Here is a 23,973-nt window from a genome sequence, read left to right as displayed (position 1 = left end):
ACATAAGGTCCCCTCTTCCGATATGCAAATATAAGTGTTTTATTTTGAAAGTCAATAGGGTAGTAAACACATATTGACAGCGTTTAAAATCGAATCAGTAAAACAAACAGTCCGTAACCGTTGATAAAAGTCCTGTTTCGTTCAAATTCAATAAAATGGTTTCCTATTTCACCCTAATCAGGTAATCTCTTCCGAAGGTTGACGCACGGGTACGAGGGTTGAGAAATGCGGGTGTAAGTCTTGAAATTCCGTAATCAGCGTCAGAACACACCAAATCAAAACCAATATGGTTATCCTTCAGTAAGTAAAGATAATCTTTGGAGGTAAAAATCCATACCTGTTCGCCATTAGCTCTTTTAGCCTTAATTTCGTTAATCTCAATAAACGGCGTTAAGTTTCGTGTGTAAAAGTTAAAGCCCGAGCTATGATCGATGTAGTTGTATATTTTGCTTTTAGGAATATTATTGCGGTTAACTATCTGTGCTAAACCAATACCACCCTGGTAGCGCAACAATTCCTGGTACACATGCCCGTTAAGCAAAACATTGGTTAGCGATGCCAACAGAACCGATAATGTAACCAGTTTAACAAGCACACCCTGCTCTTTGGCAAATACATATATCATTGCGGCCACTACTATAAGTGATGTTGCAATTACTGCAACCCGGTTAAGCGGGAAGCACCAAAAGTTTAGTAATATCAACAAAATAGCCACTATAAAAATCACCAGATATTGAACTTTGAGGAAAGCGCTTAACGCTTTAAACTGGTGCATCTCAAACTTCTGCATTAAAAACCCGGCTGTTATAATTGCAAAAACTGGGAACAACACATTTAAATAGTGTGGCAACTGGTAGCCTGATGATGATATAATGGCAAAAATTACAATGATGGTTCCTGTGGTTAAAAGCTCATAGTTTTTAAAGTACTGAAACTTTGTTTTTACAAAGAAGGCAACCCTGTCAAAAAACGCAATGTAGGTGAGTAAACAAAAAGGCAGAAAAGCCCATAAAGTGGTATGAAAGAAGAAAAAATAATCTTTATTTCCTTTGCCCCAGCTTTTGCCTTCTAAGCGCTCAAAGTTTTGCTGCCAGAGTATAAACTTAACACCCGACACGTTTTTCATCCCACGCACCACCTTCTCGGGGTGTAAATCATATTGTAAATAGTAGCAGTAAACACATGGGGCAATAAAAATAGCCCAAAACACAAATATGGCCAGCCAGCGCCAGCTGAACATTACGCGCCAGTTACGCTGATATAGTAAAAAGAAAAATAAGGCAATACAAGGCATAACAAACCCAATCATACCCTTGGTTGTAAAAGCCATGGCCAGCCCCAAACCGGCAAGCACATAATTGTACCAGCGCGCTGTAATTGCCGACTCAACCAGTTGCCATGTGGCAAAGGCAATTCCTGCGGCCAGCAAGGCATCCATTCGTACATCATTATTAGCCAAAAACTGGGCCTGCGCGCTTGCGTAAATGATAGCCGCCAGCATCCCCGCATTACGGTTATAAAGTCTGCTGCCTAATTTAAATGTCGAAAATAATCCTAAAATGGTAGCCAGTAAAGACGGTATCTTGTAAGCTATTGTATTTACACCAAATATGTTGAATGATAACGCCGCGAGCCAGAAGTGCAGGTGAGGCTTATCTAAATAATCCTTTCCCATATCATCAACTAAATCAACATAGTTATGGTGCTGAACCATGTGTAAGGCAATGTTGGCATGATGAGAGGCGTCCTCATTCATCAAGGGCACAAAAAGCCCGAACACATAAGCCACCAAAAGCGAAAAGAACAGCCAGAACCAAGTTTGATTATTTATAGGATTGTGCGTCATGAACTGAATATTGGGCATGATGTTGGCGCATACAAACACCACATTAGTGGCAAAACTACTGATTTTATATATAAGACAAACTTGAACAACAAACTATAAAAAACATATGCCGAACCGCAATGTTACCTTTATATAACTAATAGTAAAATTATGAAACTTATTCGCAACATTTTAGGCGTAACGGCAATTGCCCTTTCACTGGCAGCTTGCGGCAACAGCCAGGACAAATCGGTAGGCGGCAGCTCTGACACCACCGAAAACACATCTGACGTAGGCGCTACCAGCGTTGGCGGTTTAGATTCAACCCGTACCGACTCAACCACCATGGATTCGAGCCAGGCAGAAGGTAACGCTACACCAACAGGCAGACCGTAAAACTAAAAACCATGCAGCTTCTATTATTTTACATCAACGGCCTGCATCAGCAATCCATTTTGGGTTTAGAAACTTTAAGCCCTCGCGAAGAAGACATGGCCGATGACGACGATGAAGCGTTTGACGACGAAATGCAGGACGAAGAAGACTTGCATCAACTCCGAACAAATGATGACGAACGCGAACTGACTCCGGAAGATGATGATCATTTACCGGATGAGGAGTTACAATAAGTATATTACAGAGCAATCTTATTCAAAGGTTGCTCTTTTTGCATTTGATAAAATTTTTAGCAATTTGCCATTAATAAATCACCACTAATGGCTGTTAAAAAATCAACTAAACCTACAACCGACAACCTTAAAAGATGCTCCTGGTGTGGCACCGATCCTCTTTACACAAAATATCATGATGAAGAATGGGGCAAAACCGTACACGATGATGATGTGCTTTTTGAGTTCCTTGTGCTTGAATCGGCACAGGCAGGTTTAAGCTGGATTACTATCCTTCGCCGCCGCGAAAACTATCGTAAGGCATTTGCAAACTTCAATGTAACAAAGGTAGCCGCCATGACTGCCCATGATGTAGAGCGCTTAATGCAGGATGAAGGCATTATACGCAACCGTTTAAAAATAACCACCACCATTAGCAACGCCCAACTCTTTATAGCTATACAAAAGGAGTTTGGATCATTTAACAAATACCTGTACAGCTTTATGCCTGATGGCAAACCTATTAATAACCAACCCGGCACAATCCCGGTAAGCACACCCATATCTGATGCCATTGCCAAAGACATGAAAAAGCGGGGGTTTAAATTTTTCGGCACTACTATATGCTATGCCTATATGCAGGCAGTAGGCATGGTGAACGATCATGTAGTGGATTGTGCTTTTAAATAAATTGTCCGAATCAGAATTTCTGAATTATAGAATTTACAGAATAATTCTGGTTGTTATTTGTTTATACCAAGCCATCGATAGGAAATCTTATTTTTGTGGCGTTAGGATGCTATTTTAATTCTGGCAATTCTTAAATTCTGTAAATTCTGATTATGAAGAAGTTATTCCTTTTAGATGGTATGGCCCTGATGTACCGGGCGCATTTTGCGTTGAGTAAAAACCCGCGCTTTACATCAGGCGGCTTAAATACATCGGCAGTAATGGGCTTTACCAACACGCTGCTTGATGTGTTAAAAAAGGAAAAACCTACCCACATGGCAGTAGTATTTGATACCGACGCGCCAACAGAACGCCATAACGACTTTGCCGACTACAAGGGTCATCGTGAGGCCATGCCCGAGGATCTTTCAGCCGCTATGCCTTATGTAATTAAGCTTATTTTAGGTTTTAACATACCGGTTATTACATCAGACGGCTATGAAGCCGATGATATTATAGGCACGCTGGCAAAAAAAGCTGAACAACAAGGCTACCAGGTGTACTGCATGACGCCCGATAAAGATTTTGCCCAGCTAGTATCACCCAACATTTTCATTTACAAACCTGCCCGCATGGGTAACGATATGGAAATACTGGGCGTGGAAGAAGTAAAGAAAAAGTGGGAGGTTGATGACGTTTGCCAGGTGATTGACATACTGGGTTTATGGGGCGATGCTGTAGATAATATACCCGGCATACCCGGCATTGGCGAAAAAACCGCCAAGGCACTCATTAAGCAGTATGGTTCAATGGAAAATATTATTGCCCACAGCCATGAGCTTAAAGGCAAAATGCGCGAAAACGTTGAGAACTTTGCAGAGCAAGGTTTGCTTTCAAAAAAACTGGCTACCATATTATTAAATGTGCCGGTTGATTTGGATGAGCAAGGTTTGGAAATTTGCAACCCAAGCAGGGAGCTTTTAGAGCCCTTGTTTGCCGAACTGGAATTCAGAACGCTTGGCCGCCGGGTATTTGGCGACGACTTTAGCATTACCGAAATTAAAGCAGTTGGTGGCCAGCAAGACTTATTTGGTGATCCTGCCCCCGGTGCGGGCCGTACGCTTACCGTTGAGTTAAAAGACATATCGGAGCCCGAGGTGCAAATTGCTGCCAAAAACATTAACAACGTTGAGCACAATTACCATTTGGTAACTACTGCAGAAGAGCGTGCAGAATTAATTGTCAACCTGCTTAAAGAGGCTGAAATTACTTTTGACACCGAAACCACAGGACTTGATGCCAACAACTGCGAACTGGTAGGTTTATCATTTGCCATTAAGCCAGGCGAGGCTTGGTACATTCCGCTTCCGGCAAGTTTTGAGGAGGCCCGGGTTATTGCACACGAATTTAAACCCGTGCTCGAAAACGAGGCCATTAATAAGGTAGGGCAAAACGTTAAGTATGATATACTGGTACTCAAATGGTACGGCATTGAAGTAAAAGGCCAGCTGTTTGATACCCTTTTGGCGCATTACGTACTAGACCCTGATACCCGCCACAATATGGATATACTGGCCGAAAATTACCTGGGCTACAAAACAGTATCCATTACAGAACTTATTGGTGCTAAAGGTAAAAACCAGCTAACCATGCGTGATGTACCTGTAGAAAAGGTAAAGGAATATGCCGGAGAAGATGCCGACGTTACCCTGCAATTAAAACAGGTTTTTGAGCCTAAACTAAAACAGGTAGAAGCAGAGGATTTGCTAAATAAAATTGAGCATCCGTTAATATATGTATTGAGCGATGTTGAGTTTGAAGGCGTAAAGGTTGATGAGCAAACACTTAGTGAGTTTTCAAAAGAGCTTACCACAGACTTAAGCCGCCTTGAGCAAACTGTTTACGAAAAGGCAGGGGTAAGGTTCAACATATCATCGCCTAAACAGTTGGGTGAGGTATTGTTTGAAAAACTGATGCTTGATCCTAAAGCAAAGAAAACCAAAACCGGCCAATACCAAACGGGCGAGGATGTATTGCTTGCCTTGGCTACCAAAAGTGATATTGTGCGCGATATATTGGATTTTCGCCAGTTGCTTAAATTAAAATCAACCTACGTTGATGCGCTGCCGCTAATGATTAATTCGAAAACCGGCCGCATACACACTTCATACAACCAGGCCGTGGCGGCAACCGGGCGTTTAAGTTCGCAAAACCCTAACCTGCAAAATATCCCTATACGTACTGAGCGTGGCCGTGAGGTGCGCAAGGCATTTATTCCGCGCGATGAAAATCATGTGTTACTTTCTGCGGATTATTCACAGATTGAACTGCGCATTATTGCTGAAATAAGCAAAGACCCTAACATGCTCGATGCTTTTGCCAAAAATCTGGACATTCACACGGCAACCGCAGCAAACGTGTATGGTGTAACGTTAGAGCAAGTAACCAGTGAGCAGCGCCGCAATGCAAAGGCGGTGAACTTTGGTATTATTTATGGGCAATCGGCCTTTGGCTTGTCGCAAAGTCTGGGTATTCCGCGTAAAGAGGCAAGCGATATCATTGAACAGTACTTTGTTCAGTTTGCCGGCATTAAAAATTACATGAGCGATACCATGAATTTTGCCCGTGAAAACGGCTATGTAAAAACGCTTATGGGTCGGCGCCGTTACCTGCGTGATATTAATTCGGCCAATGCTACCGTACGTGGCTTTGCCGAACGAAATGCGATTAACGCTCCAATACAAGGTTCGGCGGCAGATATGATTAAGATTGCCATGATTAATATTCATCAGGAATTTAAAGCGCAAAACCTGGCAACACGCATGACCATGCAGGTGCATGACGAGTTAGTATTTGATATTCCTAAACATGAAATAGAAATTGTAAAACCTATAATTGCTCACCATATGAAAACCGCCATTAAAACCGAAGTGCCAATTATGGTAGAAATGGGCATAGGTACAAACTGGCTTGAAGCGCATTAATAAACACATTCTTTTCAATCATTATTTTAAGCAAACTACTTATAACGTCGTTATTACTTATACGTAGTTTGCTTTTATAGTGAATAAGCAGTTACAAAAACATATCCCTGTGTAACTTTCACTTTTTATTGCACTTTTTTCATATTAATTAACAGCAACTGCAAACACATTTTATACTTACAGGTTGTAATTTTGTAAGTAAACTTTTGCTTACATTGGAGCCAACATTACCTGTAAAATGAGAGTTTATCACCTTGCCGCCGAATGTTACCCGGTGGCCAAAGTTGGCGGCCTTGCCGATGTGGTTGGCGCCTTACCCAAATACCAAACCGAGGCTGGTTTGCAGGCCGCTGTTGTATTACCTTTTTATAACCGCAAATTTGTACAAGAAAACGAATTTGATGTAGTTTTTGAAGCGTCGACACTGCTGGGTAAAAAACGCTATGAGTTTGAGATATGGAAAGAACGGGCTGATACGCTTGGCTTTGAACTATACCTCATATATGTACCCGGCCTGTTAGACCGCCAGGAAGTATACATGTACCCTGATGAACGTGAACAGTTCATTATCTTTCAACTTGCTTTTTTAGATTGGATAAACTGGTCGCAACAACGGCCTGATGTTATTCATTGCCATGATCATCATGTTGGGTTAATTCCGTTTCTGATGAAGCACTCGGCCTTGTACAGTAAAAAATACGCTAAAACAAAGACGGTATTCACCATCCATAACGGACAGTATCATGGAGCCTTTAACTATGATAAGTTTGATTACCTACCTGAAGTTGACATGAACTTTGCCGGTTTGTTAGACTGGCAAGGAGCTATAAACCCACTGGCCTGTGCTATTAAATGCGTTGACAAGTATACTGCAGTTTCGCCAAGTTATTTAGAAGAGCTTACCCATAGCTCAAACGGCCTGGAGTATTTATTTTGGCTTGAACATGCAAAAGGTAAAGGCATTATAAATGGTATAGATACGGAGGTTTGGAATCCATTCACAGACCCGATGATTAAGGCCAAAATTGACGCTAAGAAACCCGAAAGTGGTAAACTGGCCAATAAAAAAGTTCTTTGCGAACGCTTTGGCCTCTCGGCCGATCAACCTTTAATTGCTTTTATTGGCAGGTTAGTTGGTGAAAAGGGTGCCGATTTATTACCCGAAGCATTTTCGCGCAGTTTGCAAAAGCATGCCGGCAAGGTAAATATCATCATGCTTGGTGCAGGTGATAAAGAAACCGAGACTGCACTTACAAAGCTCAATGAAATTTATCCTGATAATTATAAAACCTATATAGGTTACAACGAAGAACTCGCGCATCAGATTTATGCCGGTTCAGACTTTTTACTAATGCCATCGCGCGTGGAACCATGCGGGTTAAATCAATTATACTCCTTACGTTACGGAACGCTGCCCATAGTACGCCGTACCGGAGGCTTAATTGATACCGTAATTGATTTTGGCGACGCCGATGGATACGGTATCTGCTTTAACAACAGCAGTGTAAACGATATTTGTTATTCTATTGACCGGGCTGTTACACTTTATGAGAACACCGAGCAACTTGATTTGTTACGTAAACGTATGATGGCGCTCGATTTCTCGTGGACCAAGTCGGCCAAAGAGTACATAATGTTATATGAAAGCTTAACATCAATTATATGAATTCTAAAGTAATAAGCATTGTACTTGGCGGTGGCCAGGGAACACGGTTATACCCGCTTACAGCAACCCGTTCAAAGCCCGCAGTGCCTGTTGCGGGTAAATATCGTTTAGTTGATATTCCTATTTCAAACTGCTTGCATTCAGGCTTCGAGCGTATTTTTGTACTTACGCAATTCAATTCGGCCTCGTTAAATAAGCACATAAAAAACACCTATCATTTCAGCAGCTTCAGCGATTCTTTTGTTGATATACTGGCTGCCGAGCAAACACCATCAAACGTAGGATGGTTTCAGGGCACTGCCGATGCGGTACGCCAGAGCTTACACCACCTATCGGTACATGAGTTTGAGTATGTGCTTATATTATCAGGCGACCAGCTTTACCAGCTTGATTTTAAGCACATGGTTGAAGAGCACATTAAAAGTAACGCCGAAATTTCAATAGCTACCATTCCGGTACATGCTAATGATGTACCCAGCTTTGGTATTTTAAAAACCAATGAAGAGAGCCTGATTACCGACTTTATTGAGAAACCTAAAAGCGGTTTTGAAAGCTGGGCTTCTGAGGTTAGTGAAGAGATGGCTGCCAAAGGCCGCTTTTACCTGGCTTCAATGGGTATATACATTTTCAACCGTCAAACTTTGTATGATTTGCTGCAAGGCAATGACCATCCTGATTTTGGTAAAGAAATTATTCCGCAATCAATACAAACCAACCGCGTGGTAAGCTATCAATACGAAGGTTACTGGGAAGATATTGGTACCATACCATCATTCTTTGAGGCTAACCTTGGCCTTACGGATGATATTCCTGCATTTAACCTGTTCGATAAAAAGCATATATTCACCAGGGCACGCATGTTGCCACCCTCAAAAGTGTCAGGCACCTTGTTGGAGTGCTCCATTATATCAGACGGCTGTATCATCAATGCAAAACTTATAAAGCGTTCAATAATTGGTATACGTACCCGCATAGGTGCTAATACTGAAATAGAGAACTGTTATATAATGGGTGGTGATAATTATCAAACTCTGGAACAAATTGAGCAATCAAAAGCTGATAACACACCAATAATGGGTATTGGCGACCGATGCAAAATAAAGAATGCAATCATCGATAAAAATGCTTTCATCGGAAACGATGTTTGTATCAACTGCGGAGAAAAACTTGAAGACGGCGACTATGGTGCTTACACCGTACAGGGCGGCATTGTAGTTGTAAAAAAACGCGCAATAATTCCGCACGGAACCGTGATATAATTTCACCTAAAATTGTTGAAAGGCCCGGATACACGGGCCTTTTTTTGTTGGCTCGAAGGCAATAGCTTTTATTGATATAACTTATATTTGCCTATAGCTTTGCACTATATCTAAATATCTCTGTTATATGACCATCACCCAACTTGAATATATTGTAGCTGTTGACACTTACAAAAGCTTTGTGCTTGCGGCCGAAAAATGCTTTGTAACGCAACCTACACTAAGTATGCAAGTACAAAAGTTAGAAGATATTTTAGGCGTTAAAATATTTGACCGCACAAGGCAGCCAATTGCTCCAACTGAGGTAGGTACCGAAATTATTGCACAGGCTAGGCTTATGCTGGCAGAAAGCTATAAGATAAAAGAGATTATATCTGATCGTCAAAAAGAGCTTTCAGGCGAGTTAAAGGTGGGAATTATACCAACTATTGCGCCCTACCTGCTTCCAAGGATAATTGCACGCTTTGTTGACCAGCACCCGCAGGTAAAACTGGTTGTGTGGGAACAAAACACCGAAAATATAATACAGCAACTAAAACTTGGCACCATTGATTGCGGCATTTTATCAACCCCGCTGCATGAGCCCGGGCTGAGTGAGATACCTGTTTTTTATGAGAACTTTGTGGCCTACGCATCAAAATCAAGTAAGCTTTATAAAAAGAAAACCATCACACCCGATGATATAGACGTTGAAGAACTTTGGGTACTTGATGAAGGACATTGCATGCGCGAACAGGTGCTTAACATATGCCAGCGCCGAAAATCAACCAAAGGATTTCAGCACTTTGAGTACAATACAGGCAGCGTTGATACGCTTAAACGCATGGTTGATCAAAACAATGGTGCCACCATTTTGCCTGAGCTGGCGCTTGATGATCTGAGCGATAAGCAGCTGGACAGGATACGTTACTTCAAATCGCCTGAACCGGCAAGGGAGGTAAGCATAGTTATACAACGTAACTTTATTAAGCGGCGACTTATCGAAGCATTAAAAAATGAGATCCTTCATTTCATTCCAAAAAAGCTCAAGACCAAAAAGAAGAAAGAGGTGATGGACTTTTAAAGACAATCTCAACTTGCAATACCCTTATTTAGAATAATTAAAAATAACTTTTGATTTAGGTAAGATAATCATACTTTTGGGGCGTTATTTATACTAAGTCCAAATAAATGAACAAACTTTACCACTTCATCCTATCAATCTGCATTATAACCTTTAGCGCTGCCGGCGCATTTGCCCAACAAAACCGGGGAACTGTAAAAGGTAAAGTGCTTACATCTGACAATAAACCTGCTGATTATGTTACTGTAGGCTTAAAAGGCACCAAGCATGGTACCATGACTAATGAAAATGGTGATTATACATTCAGAGCGCCAGCAGGCAATTATACCCTTGTAATATCATCGGTTGGCGTGCAGCCTACCGAAACAACGGTAACGGTTGTAGCTAATCAAACCGTCACTGTAGGCACTTTAAATATAAACACCAGCATGTCGCAGTTATCAGAGGTAAATGTAACAGGCAACAAAGCTCGTTTTACACGTAAATCAAGCGTTGATGCCGCTAAAATTCCATTAACCGCACTTGAAAACTCGCAAACTTATTCAACCATAACTACCGAACTGATTAAAGAGCAGCAAGTGTTTTCAATTGATGACGCGTTAAGAAATGCATCAGGCATACAAAAGCTGTGGGATGCAACCGGCCGTGGCGGCGATGGCGGCTCTTACTTTACTTTAAGAGGCTTTGTTGTACAAAGCAGCTTGCGCAACGGCGTTGCAGGTTTGGTAACCAACACGGTTGATGCTGCTAATACTGAAAAAGTTGAGGTAATTAAAGGCCCTTCGGGTACGTTATACGGCAGTACGCTACCGTCTTTTGGCGGTTTGGTTAACCGTGTTACCAAAAAGCCATTTGAAACCTTTGGCGGCGAAATAACTCAAAGTGTAGGCGGCTTCGATTTTAATAAACTGGGCCTTGTTCGCACATCAATTGATATTAACACGCCGGTTACTGAAAGCAAAGATGTATTGTTTCGCCTTAATGCTGCGTTTAACAAGCGCAACAGTTTTCAAAACTATGGTAAGAACAATACTTTTACCTTAGCTCCAAGTTTGTCAATCAAAGCAAATGATAAACTTTCATTTTTGGTTGAGTCAGAAATATTTTTTGGCCGCAGCTCATCAATGCGTCCATTCTTCTTTTTCCTGAATACGCCTAACCAGTTAGGTGTAAGCAAAGTGAGCGACCTTAACATTGATTACAACCAGGCTTATGTAAATGATGATATTAGTCAGCGTTCACGCAGCATTAACAACTTTGTACAGGCCAACTTTAAAATAAGCGATAAAATTACATCGCAAACTATATTTACTTCGGCAAATAGTTTCTCTAACGGCGCAAGCCCTTACTTTTACCTGGTTACTGATGAAACTGCTATAGATGGCACTACGCTGCCTAACCCACCCGGCAATAACAACTTTATTTCGGTAAGAGATCAATCAACTTCAAACAGCAACTTTACTGCTATACAGGTACAACAAAACTTCAATGGCGATTTTAACATTGGCCAGTTCCGCAACCGCTTTGTAGTTGGTCTTGATTACCAGCATGTAAACTCCAATCAAAGATATTACGGGTCCGATTATGGCTACGCACCAATAAACAGCTCAACATTTAATTATGGCAGCTTTAACAGGGAGGCGCAACTCAAGCAAATACCGTCTGTTTTTACTGATGCCAACACATTCCCGTACATATACAAAACAAGCACTTACAGCGCCTACGTTTCTGACGTATTCAACATTACCGAGCAGTTACTGGCATCGGCAGGTGTACGTATTGACCGTTTTGAAAACGGTGGAAGCTACAGCCTTGCAAATACCCAAACAGCTGCACCATTTAAACAAACCGTATTTTCGCCTAAGTTTGGTTTGGTATACCAAGCTATTAAAGAGCAGCTCTCAATATTTGCGAACTACCAAAACGGCTTTATCAACCCTCAGCCTTTTCAGGATATTACCGGCACACTTGTTAACCCAAAACCACAAAATGCCAACCAAATTGAGGGTGGTGTAAAAGTGGCTTTGTTTAATGGTAAATTAAATGGTAGTGTAAGTTACTATAATATAAAGCTAACCAACATGCTACGCAGTTTACCACCAACCTCAACAGTACCGAACCCTTCGGTACAGGATGGCACACAAAAATCTGAAGGCTTTGAGGCTGAGTTTGTAGCCAGCCCAGTTACCGGCTTAAGCGTAGTAGCAGGCTTTGCTTACAACAATTCAAAAATAACCAAAGCAGCAGCCGATGTGGGTTTTCGCCCAAACACTGCCGGCTCACCTTACCTGGGTAACTTTTATGTAAGCTACCGCTTGCCTCAAACGGCTGTGAAAGGGCTAGGTATAGGCTTCGGTGGCAATTACGCAAGCGAAAACAAGATTATCAACAGCGAATTTTCAGGCACTTTCTCATTACCGTCATACACTGTACTGAATGCAAACATATTTTACGACCGTGCTAAATACCGTTTGGGTTTAACTGCAAATAACATAGGTAACAAACGTTACTATACAGGTTACACTACTATCAATCCGCAAGATTTACGTCAATTGGTATTGAGTGCGTCGTACAAGTTTTAATTTAACTCCGTAATATGACTGCTTTTAAAAAAGCTGTACTATTTATTCACCGCTGGCTCGGATTTACATCCGGGCTTGTGGTTTTTATAGTGAGCATTACCGGCTGCCTCTTTTGCTTTCAGGATGAACTGCAGGACATGATGCATGATTACCGTAAAGTACAAGTAATGTATAAGCCTGCTTTAAAGCCATCTGAGTTACAGGGCATCGTATTAAAGCAGTTCCCTAAGTCGGTCTATGCCGGCATGGCTTATATTGCTCCAGACAGGGCTGCCCAGGTACGCGTTACCGACAAAGCCGGCTACCATAACGTTTACATTAACCAGTACACCGGCAAAATTCAGGGCGACGATATTATGGAGAAGAACTTCTTTGTAATTGTTGAATTTATTCACCTGTACCTGCTTTTACCTCCCGAAACAGGTAAAGTTGTTGTAGGCGTGGCAGTGCTCATTTTTGTTGCGCTTATGGTTACCGGCATCGTTCTTTGGTGGCCCAAACGCAAAAGTGACCGCAAACGCAGTTTCACTGTTAAATGGAATGGCCGCTGGCGCCGGGTAAATTATGACCTGCACAACGTGCTTGGATTTTATGCTACTTCGGTTGCTATTGTATTAGCCATAACCGGGCTTTCCATGAGCTTTCAATGGATGGAGCGGGCCATTTATAATACTGCAAATATTGGCCGTAACATTAACCACGATGATGAGGAGAAAGCAATGCAGTCTGACACATTAAACATTCCATCAACTATTGCTGTACCCGCAATGGACGTAGCGTATCAAACCATCCGCACCAAATCGCCCGATGCTTCAATGATTGTATTTTACGGCGGTGAAAAGAAAAGCGATGTGTTGAACGCCATGTCATATCCAAAGCCTTTATATTTCAGTTACAGCGATTCTTATCAATTTGACAAGCACACCGGAAAATTACTCAGCTATTTACCAAATACCCAGAAAAGCCCGGGTAGGAAACTGAACGATATGAATTATGATATTCATGTTGGTCAAATTGCCGGCTTGCCGGGCAAAATAATTGCTTTCCTGGCCAGCTTAATTTGCGCAAGTCTACCAGTTACTGGGTTCATCATTTGGCTTGGAAAACGCAACAAAAAACCAAAAGCAAAAAAAATCAGGGCAATTACGCACAAAAAATCACACAGGCATTTAGTAGCATCAACTGCCGAAAAAAGTTAAGTGATCAAGGCTGTGTATTGGGCCTTAATTATTTCACCCCTATTTCATAACAAAAAAATCACACGCTGTTTGGGTATCATTGCTGATATTTGGCGTTTAATTTTGCCCAAAATGAAGATAAAACATTTGTTTTTAGCCGCATTGGCATCATTGCCTATAGTTACATCGGCCCAAAAAACTAAGAACACTGCAACACCGGGTACACTTAGCCGCCCAAAACTGGTAGTTGGCATTGTGGTTGACCAAATGCGTTGGGACTACTTATACCGCTTTAACGACCGTTACGTAGCAGGAGGTTTTAAACGAATGCTTAGTGAAGGCTTTACCTGTGAAAATACACACATAGATTATTTACCAACCGAAACCGGACCGGGCCATAGCTGTATTTACACCGGATCGGTTCCGGCCATACATGGCATTGCAGCAAATAACTTTATTATACAAGCTACAGGCAAACCTATGTACTGTGCCGAAGACACTACCGTGCGTGGTGTAGGTTCAACATCCGTAGCCGGTAAAATGTCTCCGCGTAACTTACAAGCCAGCACAATTACTGATGAGCTTAAACTTGCCACTAATTTCCGCTCAAAAGTTATAGGTATTGCTTTAAAAGACAGGGGAAGCATATTGCCTGCCGGCCACACGCCTAACGGCGCATATTGGTTTGATGATGCAACAGGCAATTGGATTACCAGCACCTATTACACCAATGATTTACCTGCCTGGGTTAAGCATTTTAATGATAAAAAGCTGCCAACTGCTTACCTTGCTAAGACCTGGGAAACACTTTACTCTATAAATACCTACAAACAGAGTACTGCCGATAAAAGTCCTTACGAAGGTGCTTATAGTGGCGAGGCAGCGCCTGTTTTCCCGCACAACTTTCCGGCTATAAAGGGTGCCGATTTTGCCGCAATACGCAGTAACCCGCTTGGCAACACCTTTACGTTAGACTTTGCTAAAACTGCGCTTGATGCGGAACAACTAGGCAAGGGCGAGCAAACAGATTTTCTTGCGGTGAGCCTATCATCAACAGACTACATTGGCCATCAGTTTGGGCCCAACTCTATTGAAGCGGAGGACACCTACCTGCGTTTAGACCGCGATTTGGCAGCCTTTTTTGCTTACCTGGATGCCAAAGTAGGTAAAGGCAATTACACTGCATTTTTAACTGCCGACCACGGCGCTGCTCATAATGCCCAGTTTTTGAAAGACAATAACATACCAGGTGGAACCTGGGATGGCTATGCAGCTGCAACACAGTTAAACAATATGTTTGAAAAAGAGTTGAACGTGAAACGCGCCATTTTGTCTATTGATAATTATGAGGTTAACTTAAATTACGCCGCTATCAATAACGCTAAAGCTGATGCTGAGAAAATCAAAGATTTAAGTATTGCCTATTTACGTAAACAGCCCGGAGTATTATATGTGGTTGATATGCAAAAAGTTCAATCGGCAAGCATACCGGCCGATTTACGCGAACGCATAATTAACGGCTATAATGCTGAGCGTAGTGGTGCAATTCAGGTAATATTGAAGCCCGGCTATTTTGCCGGTCATGGTAAAACCGGAACCTCTCACGGTGTAAGCTCTCCTTACGATACACACATTCCGTTGTTGTTTATGGGCTGGGGAATTAAACAGGGCAGCTTAAACCGCGACACGCACATGACCGACATATCGGCCACGCTTGCAGCATTATTGCATATTCAAATGCCAAGCGGCTGTGTGGGCAAAGTTATACCAGAAGCACTAAAAAAATAGATTGGAAGTTTAACGGCTGATTCAACATTTTTATAAGCAAAAGCCCTTAAGCTAATTAGCCTGAGGGCTTTTCCATTTAAAGCTTTTTATAAGTACGGCCATATCTTTCTTAACAAAGTCAAGCACGGGTTGTATTGAGTCCAGTCGGGGTTGTGTGTTGAAGTACAAAGCGCCTCTAAGGTAATGCTGTGTACTATCGGTTAAAAAAAACTGGGCCGAAGATGCAGCGTTACCATCAATTGAGTAGTAAATGCCATATACTTTTTTGTTGGGATATTGTATCACTCCTTCATCAATAGATGTTGCTTTAACGGTATGTTTAAAAGCAAATGTGTGCGCATCCTCAATCAGCTCGTTGAACACCTTTTTTGAGGTTACCGGCTGATAACTTAAATGTAAAGTACCGTTAAATTGTGGCATTTGAAGGTTTATCCAACAGGCTTTGGCGCCGGGTGAACGATCTGGCTCAATAACTGCATAAGTAGGATAAGTAAACGTATAATTACATCCTTCATTAAATTCAGCATACTTACGCTGTGGGAAATAAATACGGGAATACGCCCGGGGCTTGGGCGAATAATCAGGCTCATTACTACAGCCTGAAGCAGCAGCAACAAGCAGTAACAAAGCAATTATTCCTCTTCGGGCTTTATTTCTCTTGAATTCCATATTTCCCATGATTTTTCGGCCTGAAGCAATAACATCTCGTAACCGTTTTTTGTTGCGGCTCCCTGTTCCCGTCCTTTTTGCAAAAACAGTGTTTCTTCAGGATTATAAATCAAGTCATACAGCAAATGTTCGGAGGTTAATGCCTCATAAGGAATATCCGGGCATTTATCAACATTGGGCGACATGCCAAGCGGCGTAGTGTTGATTATAAGCTTATACTTACTAAGCAACTCGGGAGTTACGTCGGCATAGCCAATGCGATCTGCACTTGCCTCGCGCGAAACAAATTTGGCGTAGATATTAAGCTTGTTAAGCACATACTTAACAGCGCGGGACGCACCACCTGTGCCCAACACTAAAGCCTGTGTATGCTGAGCATTTAGCAATGGCTTAAGTGACATTTCAAAACCGTATACATCAGTATTAAAGCCTTCCAACCTGAACTCATGGTCTTTGATACCAACCTCGCCCGAGAAAGCTGCCGCCACCGGACTTTCGGCCGTAATACGGATACAGTTTACCGCATCTACCTCCCTGGCATCAGGATGCACCCAATCAAGGTAAAACATCACGCCAATTTTGTGCGGAACAGTAACGTTAAGTCCGCACAGTTTTGGATTAGCTCGTAAAAGCTCCGGGAAATCACTCAGATTTTGAATTTCGTACAGGTCATACACGTGGTTTTCAATTCCCTCACGCTCAAACTTTGCTGTAAAATACTTTTTTGAAAAGGAGTGCGTAAGCGGATAACCTATTAACCCGTACTTTTTCATGGCTTTTAATGATCAATTGTTTGGCTAATTTGCCTATTTATTTACAAACAGGCAACAGCCGTTTATTGATTTAAAAAATGATCAAAAGTATCGCTCCGTAAGCCTAAACGTAAAGTTTCCAGTGGAATCATATCAGCAGGTGCAATATTACCCAAGTTAACATTAGTACCTATAAGCTTTATAAACCAGGTTTGCTGCGCCTTTTGCGGTGCTTCCCATATAATTGTTTCGGCCGGTATTTGTGTAAGTATTTCATCAACCAAACCCTGGCGCACCTCGCCTGAGTCCCGGTAGATGCCTACATTACCGCTTTCACGAGCCTCAGCTATAACCTTCCATGATCCTGCCTCAAGCTCAGCCTTCATCAACTGTATCCACTTGTACGGCGCAAAAATCTTTTGAACATCTTTTGAGCCAACCTCTGATATTACCGTAACCTGCTTGCTCAGTTTGCTTATAAACTCGCATTTTAAAGCATGATCAATAGTTATAGACCCGTCAGACACTTCGGCATACTCCAACCCAAACGTGTCGAGCATGCGGCAGTAATCGTCATATTGGTTACGTATAATAAATGCTTCGAAAAGCGTACCGCCAAAGTAAACAGGTATTCCGGCTTGCTTATATAATGAAAGTTTTTCTTTCAGATTAGGGGTTACATATGAGGTAGCCCATCCCAGCTTTACAATATCTGTATAAGATCCGGCAACTTCCAAAAAGTCTTCAACTTGCCGAAGGCTTAAGCCTTTGTCCATAACCATGGTCATGCCACTGCTGCGGGGTTTTTCAGTTCGTTGCGGAATATTGTTTAAAGCGTAATTCATAAAACTTTACAATTGGTTATAGACTATAACAAAAAGTATTAACGCCGCAAAGATGAAAAAAATCTGTTAGCCAATCATCATATCAATCTTAAAAATTGATACCCCAATTAAACAACAAAAGCCGGAGTGTAATACCTCCGGCTTATCATAGCAAATTATTATTAAACTTTAATGCTGTCTATTGCCTTTTGCAGGGCGTTTTCTTGTAAAGCTGGCATTTTCAATCCTTCGGCACGGTAAAACGTTATGTCCGTCATTCCTAAAAAGCCAAGTACAGCGCGCAGATAAGGCTCTATAAAGTCATAAGCTTTCATTGGTCCTTCTGAGTACACCCCACCAGATGATATAGCCACGTAAACTTTTTTTCCTTTAATTAATCCTTCGGGCCCGGCGTCTGTATACCTGAAAGTTTTGCCGGCCCTGGCCATATGATCTATCCAGGCCTTTAATGTTGATGGTATATTAAAGTTATAAAAAGGCGCACCAATTACAATGGCATCTGCTTCCTCTACCTCGGCAATGGCATCATCAGAATGCTTTATAGCCAGCTTATACTCAGGCGTATGATTCTCGAGCGGTGTAAAAAAGGAGTTGATATGAACCTCTTCAAGGTGAGGGAATTGGGCGTTAGCCAAATCATGTACTTTAACAGTGCTACCAGGGTTTGCAGCTTGCAATTTTTCAACAACAGCGTTACCTAATTTCAGGCTGTAAGATTCATTGCCGCGCGGGCTTGATATTAAATGCAGTATTTTCATGTTCAAACAATTATTTGAAACAAACATAAATAATGCTACTATTAAAAAGATACTACTATCTTAAAGGATAGCGGTATCGTACAGGATATCAAGACTACTCAAAAGAAAAAAGCCTGCTCGTTGAGCAGGCTTTTAATATCTATTAAAGTAAAATTACTTTTTAGCGTACATAACGTCTTTTACTGCTTTAACAACGCGGTCGGCATTTGGCAGGTACTCCTGAATTAGAGTAGGAGCGTAAGGAAGTGGAACGTCTCCACCGGTAATACGTAAGATAGGAGCATCAAGGTAATCAAACGCATCTTTTTGCACTTTGAATGCAATTTCAGTAGCAATTGAACCTAAAGGCCAGCTTTCTTCAACAATTACCAAACGGTTTGTTTTCTTAACCGACTCAATAATTGCAGGATAATCAATAGGGCGAACGGAACGTAGGTCAATAACTTCTGCGCTTACACCTTCTTTTTCAAGTTCGGCAGCTGCTGCATTAACTACTTTCATAATTTTACCAAAACCAACTAAAGTTACATCAGTACCTTCTTTTACTATGTTGGCTTTACCAATTTCAAGGTAGTATTCCTCTTCAGGAACCTGGCCTTTATCACCGTACATTAATTCTGATTCCATGAAAATAACCGGATCAGGATCTAATATTGCAGATTTTAATAAGCCTTTTGCATCATATGGAGTTGATGGAACAACTACTTTTAAACCCGGGCAGTTTGCGTACCAGTTTTCAAAACACTGGCTGTGCTGTGAACTCAACATACCTGCGTTACCGGTAGGACCACGGAACACCGCAGGAACTGAGAACTGACCACCACTCATACTCATCATTTTGGCAGCACCATTAATGATTTGATCTATAGCAACCAACGAGAAGTTAAACGTCATAAACTCGATGATAGGACGTAAACCATTCATTGCCGAACCAATACCTATACCGGCAAAACCCAGCTCAGAGATAGGAGTATCGATAACACGCTTAGCGCCAAATTCATCTAACATACCCTGGCTTACTTTATAAGCACCGTTATACTCGGCAACTTCTTCACCCATAAGGTATATGTTTTCGTCCTTGCGCATTTCCTCGTTCATCGCTTCACGAAGCGCTTCTCTGAATTGTATTTCTCTCATTTTATTATTAAGAATGAAAATTTTCCGTCGCAAATATAGCTAATGGCGCGGTAAAAACAACCTGCCGCCGCAAAAGATGAAACGGTAAATTTATTTTTATAAAAATTTGATTTTGCAGCAGGTTAACCGGCCTTTGTTTATAAAATCATTAAACAACAATAACACTCATAATGAGCAAACTTTGCTACCTTTCAGGCTTAACTTAGTCTTATTGCTTAAACCATGAAATTCATATCGTTAAAAAACCTCATTTACGGGGCAGCTGCCGTGCTCAAACGCTTTCCGCTGGAGGTTTTATTTGCGCTTACAGGCACAGTTGCTGCAATTGCTAATATAGAGTTAAACTCAATTAATTATGATGGTCAAGGCTTATGTTGGCAGCTAATTACCGGCGCAAACCTTGGGCTGTTGTTATCACTTTCGGCTACCCTGTATAGCGAAAGCCGCGCATTAAGCAAAGGCCAGTTGTGGTTATTACGATTGCTGGCAGTATTGTTGACATGTGCAATTACCTGGAGCATTAATCCATTTGAGCAGACAACCGATATTTTAAAATTCCTGTTGCTCAGTTTTGCATTTCACCTGCTTGTTGCTTTTGCGGCATTTACAAAAGGCAATTCTGTACAAAGCTTTTGGCAATTCAACGAAACGCTCTTTTTACGCTTTTTAACCAGCGCATTGTACAGCGCTGTTTTGTTTATTGGCCTAACGGCTGCTATAGGTGCAATTAATTTTTTGTTTAACGCAAACTTTGAGTGGGATACATTTGCCACCCTATGGGTGTTAATTGTGGGCCTTTTTAGCACAACGTTCTTTTTAGCGGGCGTGCCTGCAAGCACCCAAGCACTCAACCAAGACTACAGCTACCCCAAAGGTTTAAAAATTTTCACCCAATACGTTTTAATACCGCTTGCATCAGTTTACGTAATAATTCTATTAGCCTATGAGGGTAAGATATTAATTAGCTGGCAATTACCAAAAGGGCTGGTATCAAGCCTGATATTAGGCTATGCAGTTTTCGGCATCTTGTCGAACTTACTGGTTTACCCCATCCGCAATCAAGACGATAACAGGTGGATTAAAACTTTTTCCAAAAGCTTCTACTTACTACTCCTTCCGCTTATTGTACTGCTGTTTGTAGCTACCGGCACCAGGGTTTTTACGTACGGCATAACGGAGCTAAGGTACTTTTTGGTTGTACTGGCCTTTTGGCTTTTGTTCATCAGCATTTACTTCCTGGTTTCAAAAAAGCAAAACATAAAGTTAATTCCCATATCATTATGTTTATTAACACTCGTATCGGTATACGGGCCCTTAAGTGCTTTTAACGTGGCAAAGATGTCTCAGCTACGTATTTTAAAAGAAATATTTATTAAGAATAAAGCCTTCAGCAATTCAAAACTCCAACCTGTAAGTAAGAGCATTTCAAAAAGAGACGGTAATCATGCCGTAGCTGTTATTGACTACCTGATTAGCCAGCATGACATTACAGCACTACAACCTTACTTTACAAAAGACCTTAAAAAGGTATCAGATTCACTTATTCATAAAAACAACTCAAAAACTGCAAAGCTTCATCGGTATGAAGCCATATCGCTGAAGCTTGAGTGGGTAAAAAAACAATTAAACCTTGAAGAGTACTGGGGTTATTGGCGTGATGAAGATACAGAAGGCAACACTTATATAGAAAACGAACGCATTGGATTCACTATCGAAGAGATGAGCGTGATTGATATTAAAGGGTATGATTACCTCATTAATGATCTTACTTTGAACGGATCGCCCGATACATTGAAACCTACAACCATTGAATATAAGATTAACAATACGGAGGTTAAGCACATTGATACTTTCAGAAGCACACAGGTTATACAAATTGGCAATGAGAGCGCCAGTTTTGAGCTTGAAAAGTGGGCAAATGAAATACTTGCCGACACAGCAAGCCTTAAAAAGCTGGAGAACACCAAGGGGTCAAGCTCCAACTTTTCGAGCTATACACTGCCTCAAAGTAAACTTACCATGACCCGGAACTGCGGCAAGCATGTAGTTACATTAAGGCTAACCCAGGTAAACCTTAACAAACCAGCCAAGGGCAAACGGTTTGAGATAACCTACGCGTTAGGGGCAATACTTATTAAATGGTAATCATTTAAAACAAAAAAAAGCGGGTTTAATGCCCGCTTTTTTCATATACAATTAACTGAAGCAAGTTTAGTTTTTACGATCGCCTTTGGTTTTCGCAGCTATTTGAACCGCATCAAAAGCGTTAACAACACCTCCTGTTTTACTAAGGGTTGTAAAGTCAACACGCTCATCACTGCCAGGTTTTTTAACCATAACACCTGTTAAAGGCTTTGCCGACTGCATAATGATTTGCTTAAGCTGGCGTGCACTCAAATTTGGATAGTATTCTAAAAGCAATGCAGCAACACCTGCAGTAATAGGAGAAGCAAAGCTGGTACCATCGGCGGTGTTAAACTCCGCATCTTTATCAACTGATGTTACTTTTACACCCGGTGCAAACACGTCAACGTTGTTTTTTCCATAATTACTGAAATCGCCCGGCAGGTTCTCGCCTTTTTTTGCTGATGAAGCGCCCACGCAAAGCAGGTTGGCAGCATCAGTTGCCGAGCCATCCTCAAACTGATCATTAGGGTAAGTTGGTTTAGCATCAACATCCTGATGATCATTACCTGCGGCCTGTACAAGCAATACATCTTTTTCGGCAGCATACTTAAACGCATCATCAACCCATTTTTTATGCGGCGATAGTTTTTTGCCAAAACTCATATTTATGATTTTGGCTCCGTTATCAACAGCATAACGTATTGCCTTGGCAATATCTTTATCATACTCATCACCGTTTGGAACGGCTTTGATAGCCATAATGCGCACATTGTCGGCCACACCATTTATACCATATTTATTATCACGCACTGCGCCTATTAAACCGGCAACACCTGTACCATGTGATGCATCATCAAATTTTATAAGATGACTGCCGTATGGCTTAGAGTCCCAAACATTGGGGTCATCACCCACAATACGGGCGCGCGCTTCAAGGTCGGGGTTTAAATCGTTGTTGAATTTGGCAAGGGCTTCGCTTATTTCTTTTAATACATCACTGTTTGTTGAGTTGGGTTCTTCGGCAAAAATATAGCCCCAAACTCCTTTGCTTTGCACTACCGTATCATTAGTTGATTTTATCTTTTCCAGATCGGCTGCTTTAAAAGTACCGTTTGCAGGCAACTTAAGCTCACGCTTTATGTAACCACTGGTTCCCATCAGCACGTTCATCATTTGGCCATACTGCTGGGTTTGTCTTGATGACTGGGCAATAGTAGAGTCATAAGTAACCTTTACCTTTTGCCAGTAATTAAACTCTTTTTTATCGGTAGCTGTGACTTCAGTGGCCTGCAGGTATTTTCCTTTCAGGCGGTTGTATTCACGTACCTCTTCTGTAGTTTCGGTAAAGTCGCACTTTCCGCCCGGGCCGCCTAAAAAGTTCCAGCCGTGTACATCATCAATGTAACCGTTACCATCATCATCTTTACCGTTACCTGCCTTTTCTTTAGTATTAACCCATAACACTGGTTTTAAATCGGCCTGGGCAGTATCAATACCGCTATCAATAGTGGCAACAACAACAGTCTTGCTTTTTTTACCTTTTAAAGCCTGGTAAGCTTTATTGAGGCTTATGCCAAAGTACCCATCGGCTGTCAAGTCCATAGTGTGCCAGTTTTGAGGCGGTGCAGGTACCGGCGCAGGTGCGGTTTGGGCATTTACGTTAGCCGAAGTAAGTAACGCGCCACATAATGCCAGTGCGGGTATAAAGTTTTTATATGTATTCATCATGTTTAATAATGTAGCCAAGTTAAAAATTTGAGCTGTTTAGTTAACGGTTATTTTAGGCAATAATTGCCAACTGTGACGCTAAACCGGTGCAACAACAATTTGAGGGCAAAAAACGTTTATATTAGTATAATAAATTCCAATTCATACCAAGAGTGCTGACCAACCCCAAGGCGGGTACCAAACCCTTTTTAATAGCATGAATTAATCCGGATCAAGTTTGTGTTAATAATCAATTCTTTAACCAATAAAATATCCACAATAGCTGTATGTTGAAAACTTAATTACCCGGCATCGGCTTATTATAGTAACTTAAACTGAAAGTTATTACCTGTGCA

General features: G+C 41.5%; 18 protein-coding genes. 11 read left to right on the top strand and 7 right to left on the bottom strand.

The annotated features are described in order from the left end of the window. Positions 1-163: 163 nt before the first annotated feature. On the bottom strand, positions 164-1,864 hold the full coding sequence (locus tag QZ407_RS01525; RefSeq protein ID WP_295767298.1) for a glycosyltransferase family 39 protein: 1,701 nt from the start codon (positions 1,862-1,864) through the stop codon (positions 164-166). A 132-nt stretch (positions 1,865-1,996) separates the two neighbouring features. Between QZ407_RS01525 and QZ407_RS01520 the strand changes: the two genes are divergently transcribed. From QZ407_RS01520 to pafA, 10 genes are all read left to right on the top strand, one after another. Then, positions 1,997-2,221 (top strand): hypothetical protein, encoded by a 225-nt coding sequence (locus tag QZ407_RS01520; RefSeq protein ID WP_295767297.1) that lies wholly within the window; start codon positions 1,997-1,999, stop codon positions 2,219-2,221. Positions 2,222-2,232: 11 nt separating this feature from the next. Continuing rightward, complete coding sequence (locus QZ407_RS01515; RefSeq protein WP_295767296.1) at positions 2,233-2,454, top strand: hypothetical protein; 222 nt, start codon at positions 2,233-2,235, stop codon at positions 2,452-2,454. A gap of 87 nt (positions 2,455-2,541) precedes the next feature. Next, a complete protein-coding gene (locus QZ407_RS01510; RefSeq protein WP_295767295.1) occupies positions 2,542-3,123 on the top strand; it encodes a DNA-3-methyladenine glycosylase I in 582 nt (193 codons plus the stop codon). A 152-nt stretch (positions 3,124-3,275) separates the two neighbouring features. Next, positions 3,276-6,086 carry a DNA polymerase I gene (gene polA, locus QZ407_RS01505; RefSeq protein WP_295767294.1) on the top strand — a complete coding sequence of 937 codons (2,811 nt, stop codon included), beginning with the start codon at positions 3,276-3,278 and terminating at the stop codon, positions 6,084-6,086. A gap of 238 nt (positions 6,087-6,324) precedes the next feature. Beyond that, a complete protein-coding gene (locus QZ407_RS01500) occupies positions 6,325-7,752 on the top strand; it encodes a glycogen/starch synthase (RefSeq protein ID WP_295767293.1) in 1,428 nt (475 codons plus the stop codon). Next, on the top strand, positions 7,749-9,011 hold the full coding sequence (locus QZ407_RS01495; protein ID WP_295767292.1) for a glucose-1-phosphate adenylyltransferase: 1,263 nt from the start codon (positions 7,749-7,751) through the stop codon (positions 9,009-9,011). Before QZ407_RS01500 ends, QZ407_RS01495 begins: the two co-directional genes overlap by 4 nt. 127 nt (positions 9,012-9,138) lie before the next feature. Then, on the top strand, positions 9,139-10,074 hold the full coding sequence (locus QZ407_RS01490) for a hydrogen peroxide-inducible genes activator (protein ID WP_295767291.1): 936 nt from the start codon (positions 9,139-9,141) through the stop codon (positions 10,072-10,074). 107 nt (positions 10,075-10,181) lie between these two features. After that, entirely contained in the window at positions 10,182-12,656 is a 2,475-nt protein-coding gene (locus QZ407_RS01485; protein WP_295767290.1) for a TonB-dependent receptor, read from the top strand. A 14-nt stretch (positions 12,657-12,670) separates the two neighbouring features. Beyond that, positions 12,671-13,855, top strand: a complete 1,185-nt coding sequence (locus QZ407_RS01480) for a PepSY-associated TM helix domain-containing protein (protein WP_295767289.1) — start codon at positions 12,671-12,673, stop codon at positions 13,853-13,855. A gap of 111 nt (positions 13,856-13,966) precedes the next feature. Further along, positions 13,967-15,622: an alkaline phosphatase PafA gene (gene pafA, locus QZ407_RS01475; protein ID WP_295767288.1), complete on the top strand. Its 1,656-nt coding sequence runs from the start codon at positions 13,967-13,969 to the stop codon at positions 15,620-15,622. A gap of 51 nt (positions 15,623-15,673) precedes the next feature. On the opposite strand, the gene gldD is transcribed toward pafA, so the two are convergent. The 5 genes from gldD to QZ407_RS01450 all read right to left on the bottom strand — a co-directional run bounded on the left by gldD (position 15,674) and on the right by QZ407_RS01450 (position 19,783). Beyond that, positions 15,674-16,291, bottom strand: a complete 618-nt coding sequence (gene gldD / locus QZ407_RS01470; protein ID WP_295767287.1) for a gliding motility lipoprotein GldD — start codon at positions 16,289-16,291, stop codon at positions 15,674-15,676. Next, a complete protein-coding gene (locus tag QZ407_RS01465) occupies positions 16,255-17,064 on the bottom strand; it encodes a shikimate dehydrogenase (protein WP_295767286.1) in 810 nt (269 codons plus the stop codon). Before QZ407_RS01465 ends, gldD begins: the two co-directional genes overlap by 37 nt. Before the next feature lie 62 nt (positions 17,065-17,126). Further along, a complete protein-coding gene (locus QZ407_RS01460; protein ID WP_295767285.1) occupies positions 17,127-17,888 on the bottom strand; it encodes a phosphosulfolactate synthase in 762 nt (253 codons plus the stop codon). A 161-nt stretch (positions 17,889-18,049) separates the two neighbouring features. Continuing rightward, a complete protein-coding gene (locus tag QZ407_RS01455) occupies positions 18,050-18,646 on the bottom strand; it encodes an FMN-dependent NADH-azoreductase (protein ID WP_295767284.1) in 597 nt (198 codons plus the stop codon). 153 nt (positions 18,647-18,799) lie between these two features. Continuing rightward, positions 18,800-19,783 carry a pyruvate dehydrogenase complex E1 component subunit beta gene (locus tag QZ407_RS01450; protein ID WP_157540446.1) on the bottom strand — a complete coding sequence of 328 codons (984 nt, stop codon included), beginning with the start codon at positions 19,781-19,783 and terminating at the stop codon, positions 18,800-18,802. A gap of 222 nt (positions 19,784-20,005) precedes the next feature. Between QZ407_RS01450 and QZ407_RS01445 the strand changes: the two genes are divergently transcribed. After that, positions 20,006-21,928 (top strand): DUF4153 domain-containing protein, encoded by a 1,923-nt coding sequence (locus QZ407_RS01445; RefSeq protein WP_295767283.1) that lies wholly within the window; start codon positions 20,006-20,008, stop codon positions 21,926-21,928. Between the two features lie 66 nt (positions 21,929-21,994). Here QZ407_RS01445 and QZ407_RS01440 read toward each other — a convergent pair whose 3' ends face one another. Continuing rightward, positions 21,995-23,638, bottom strand: a complete 1,644-nt coding sequence (locus QZ407_RS01440; RefSeq protein WP_295767282.1) for a S8 family serine peptidase — start codon at positions 23,636-23,638, stop codon at positions 21,995-21,997. Between the last annotated feature and the right edge of the window lie 335 nt (positions 23,639-23,973).

Origin of the sequence: uncultured Mucilaginibacter sp. (assembly GCF_913773635.1) — a bacterium.
Taxonomy (GTDB): Bacteria; Bacteroidota; Bacteroidia; order Sphingobacteriales; family Sphingobacteriaceae; genus Mucilaginibacter.
The sequence above is the reverse complement of the archived record's forward strand: the minus strand, read 5'-3'. Positions and strand labels throughout refer to the sequence as shown.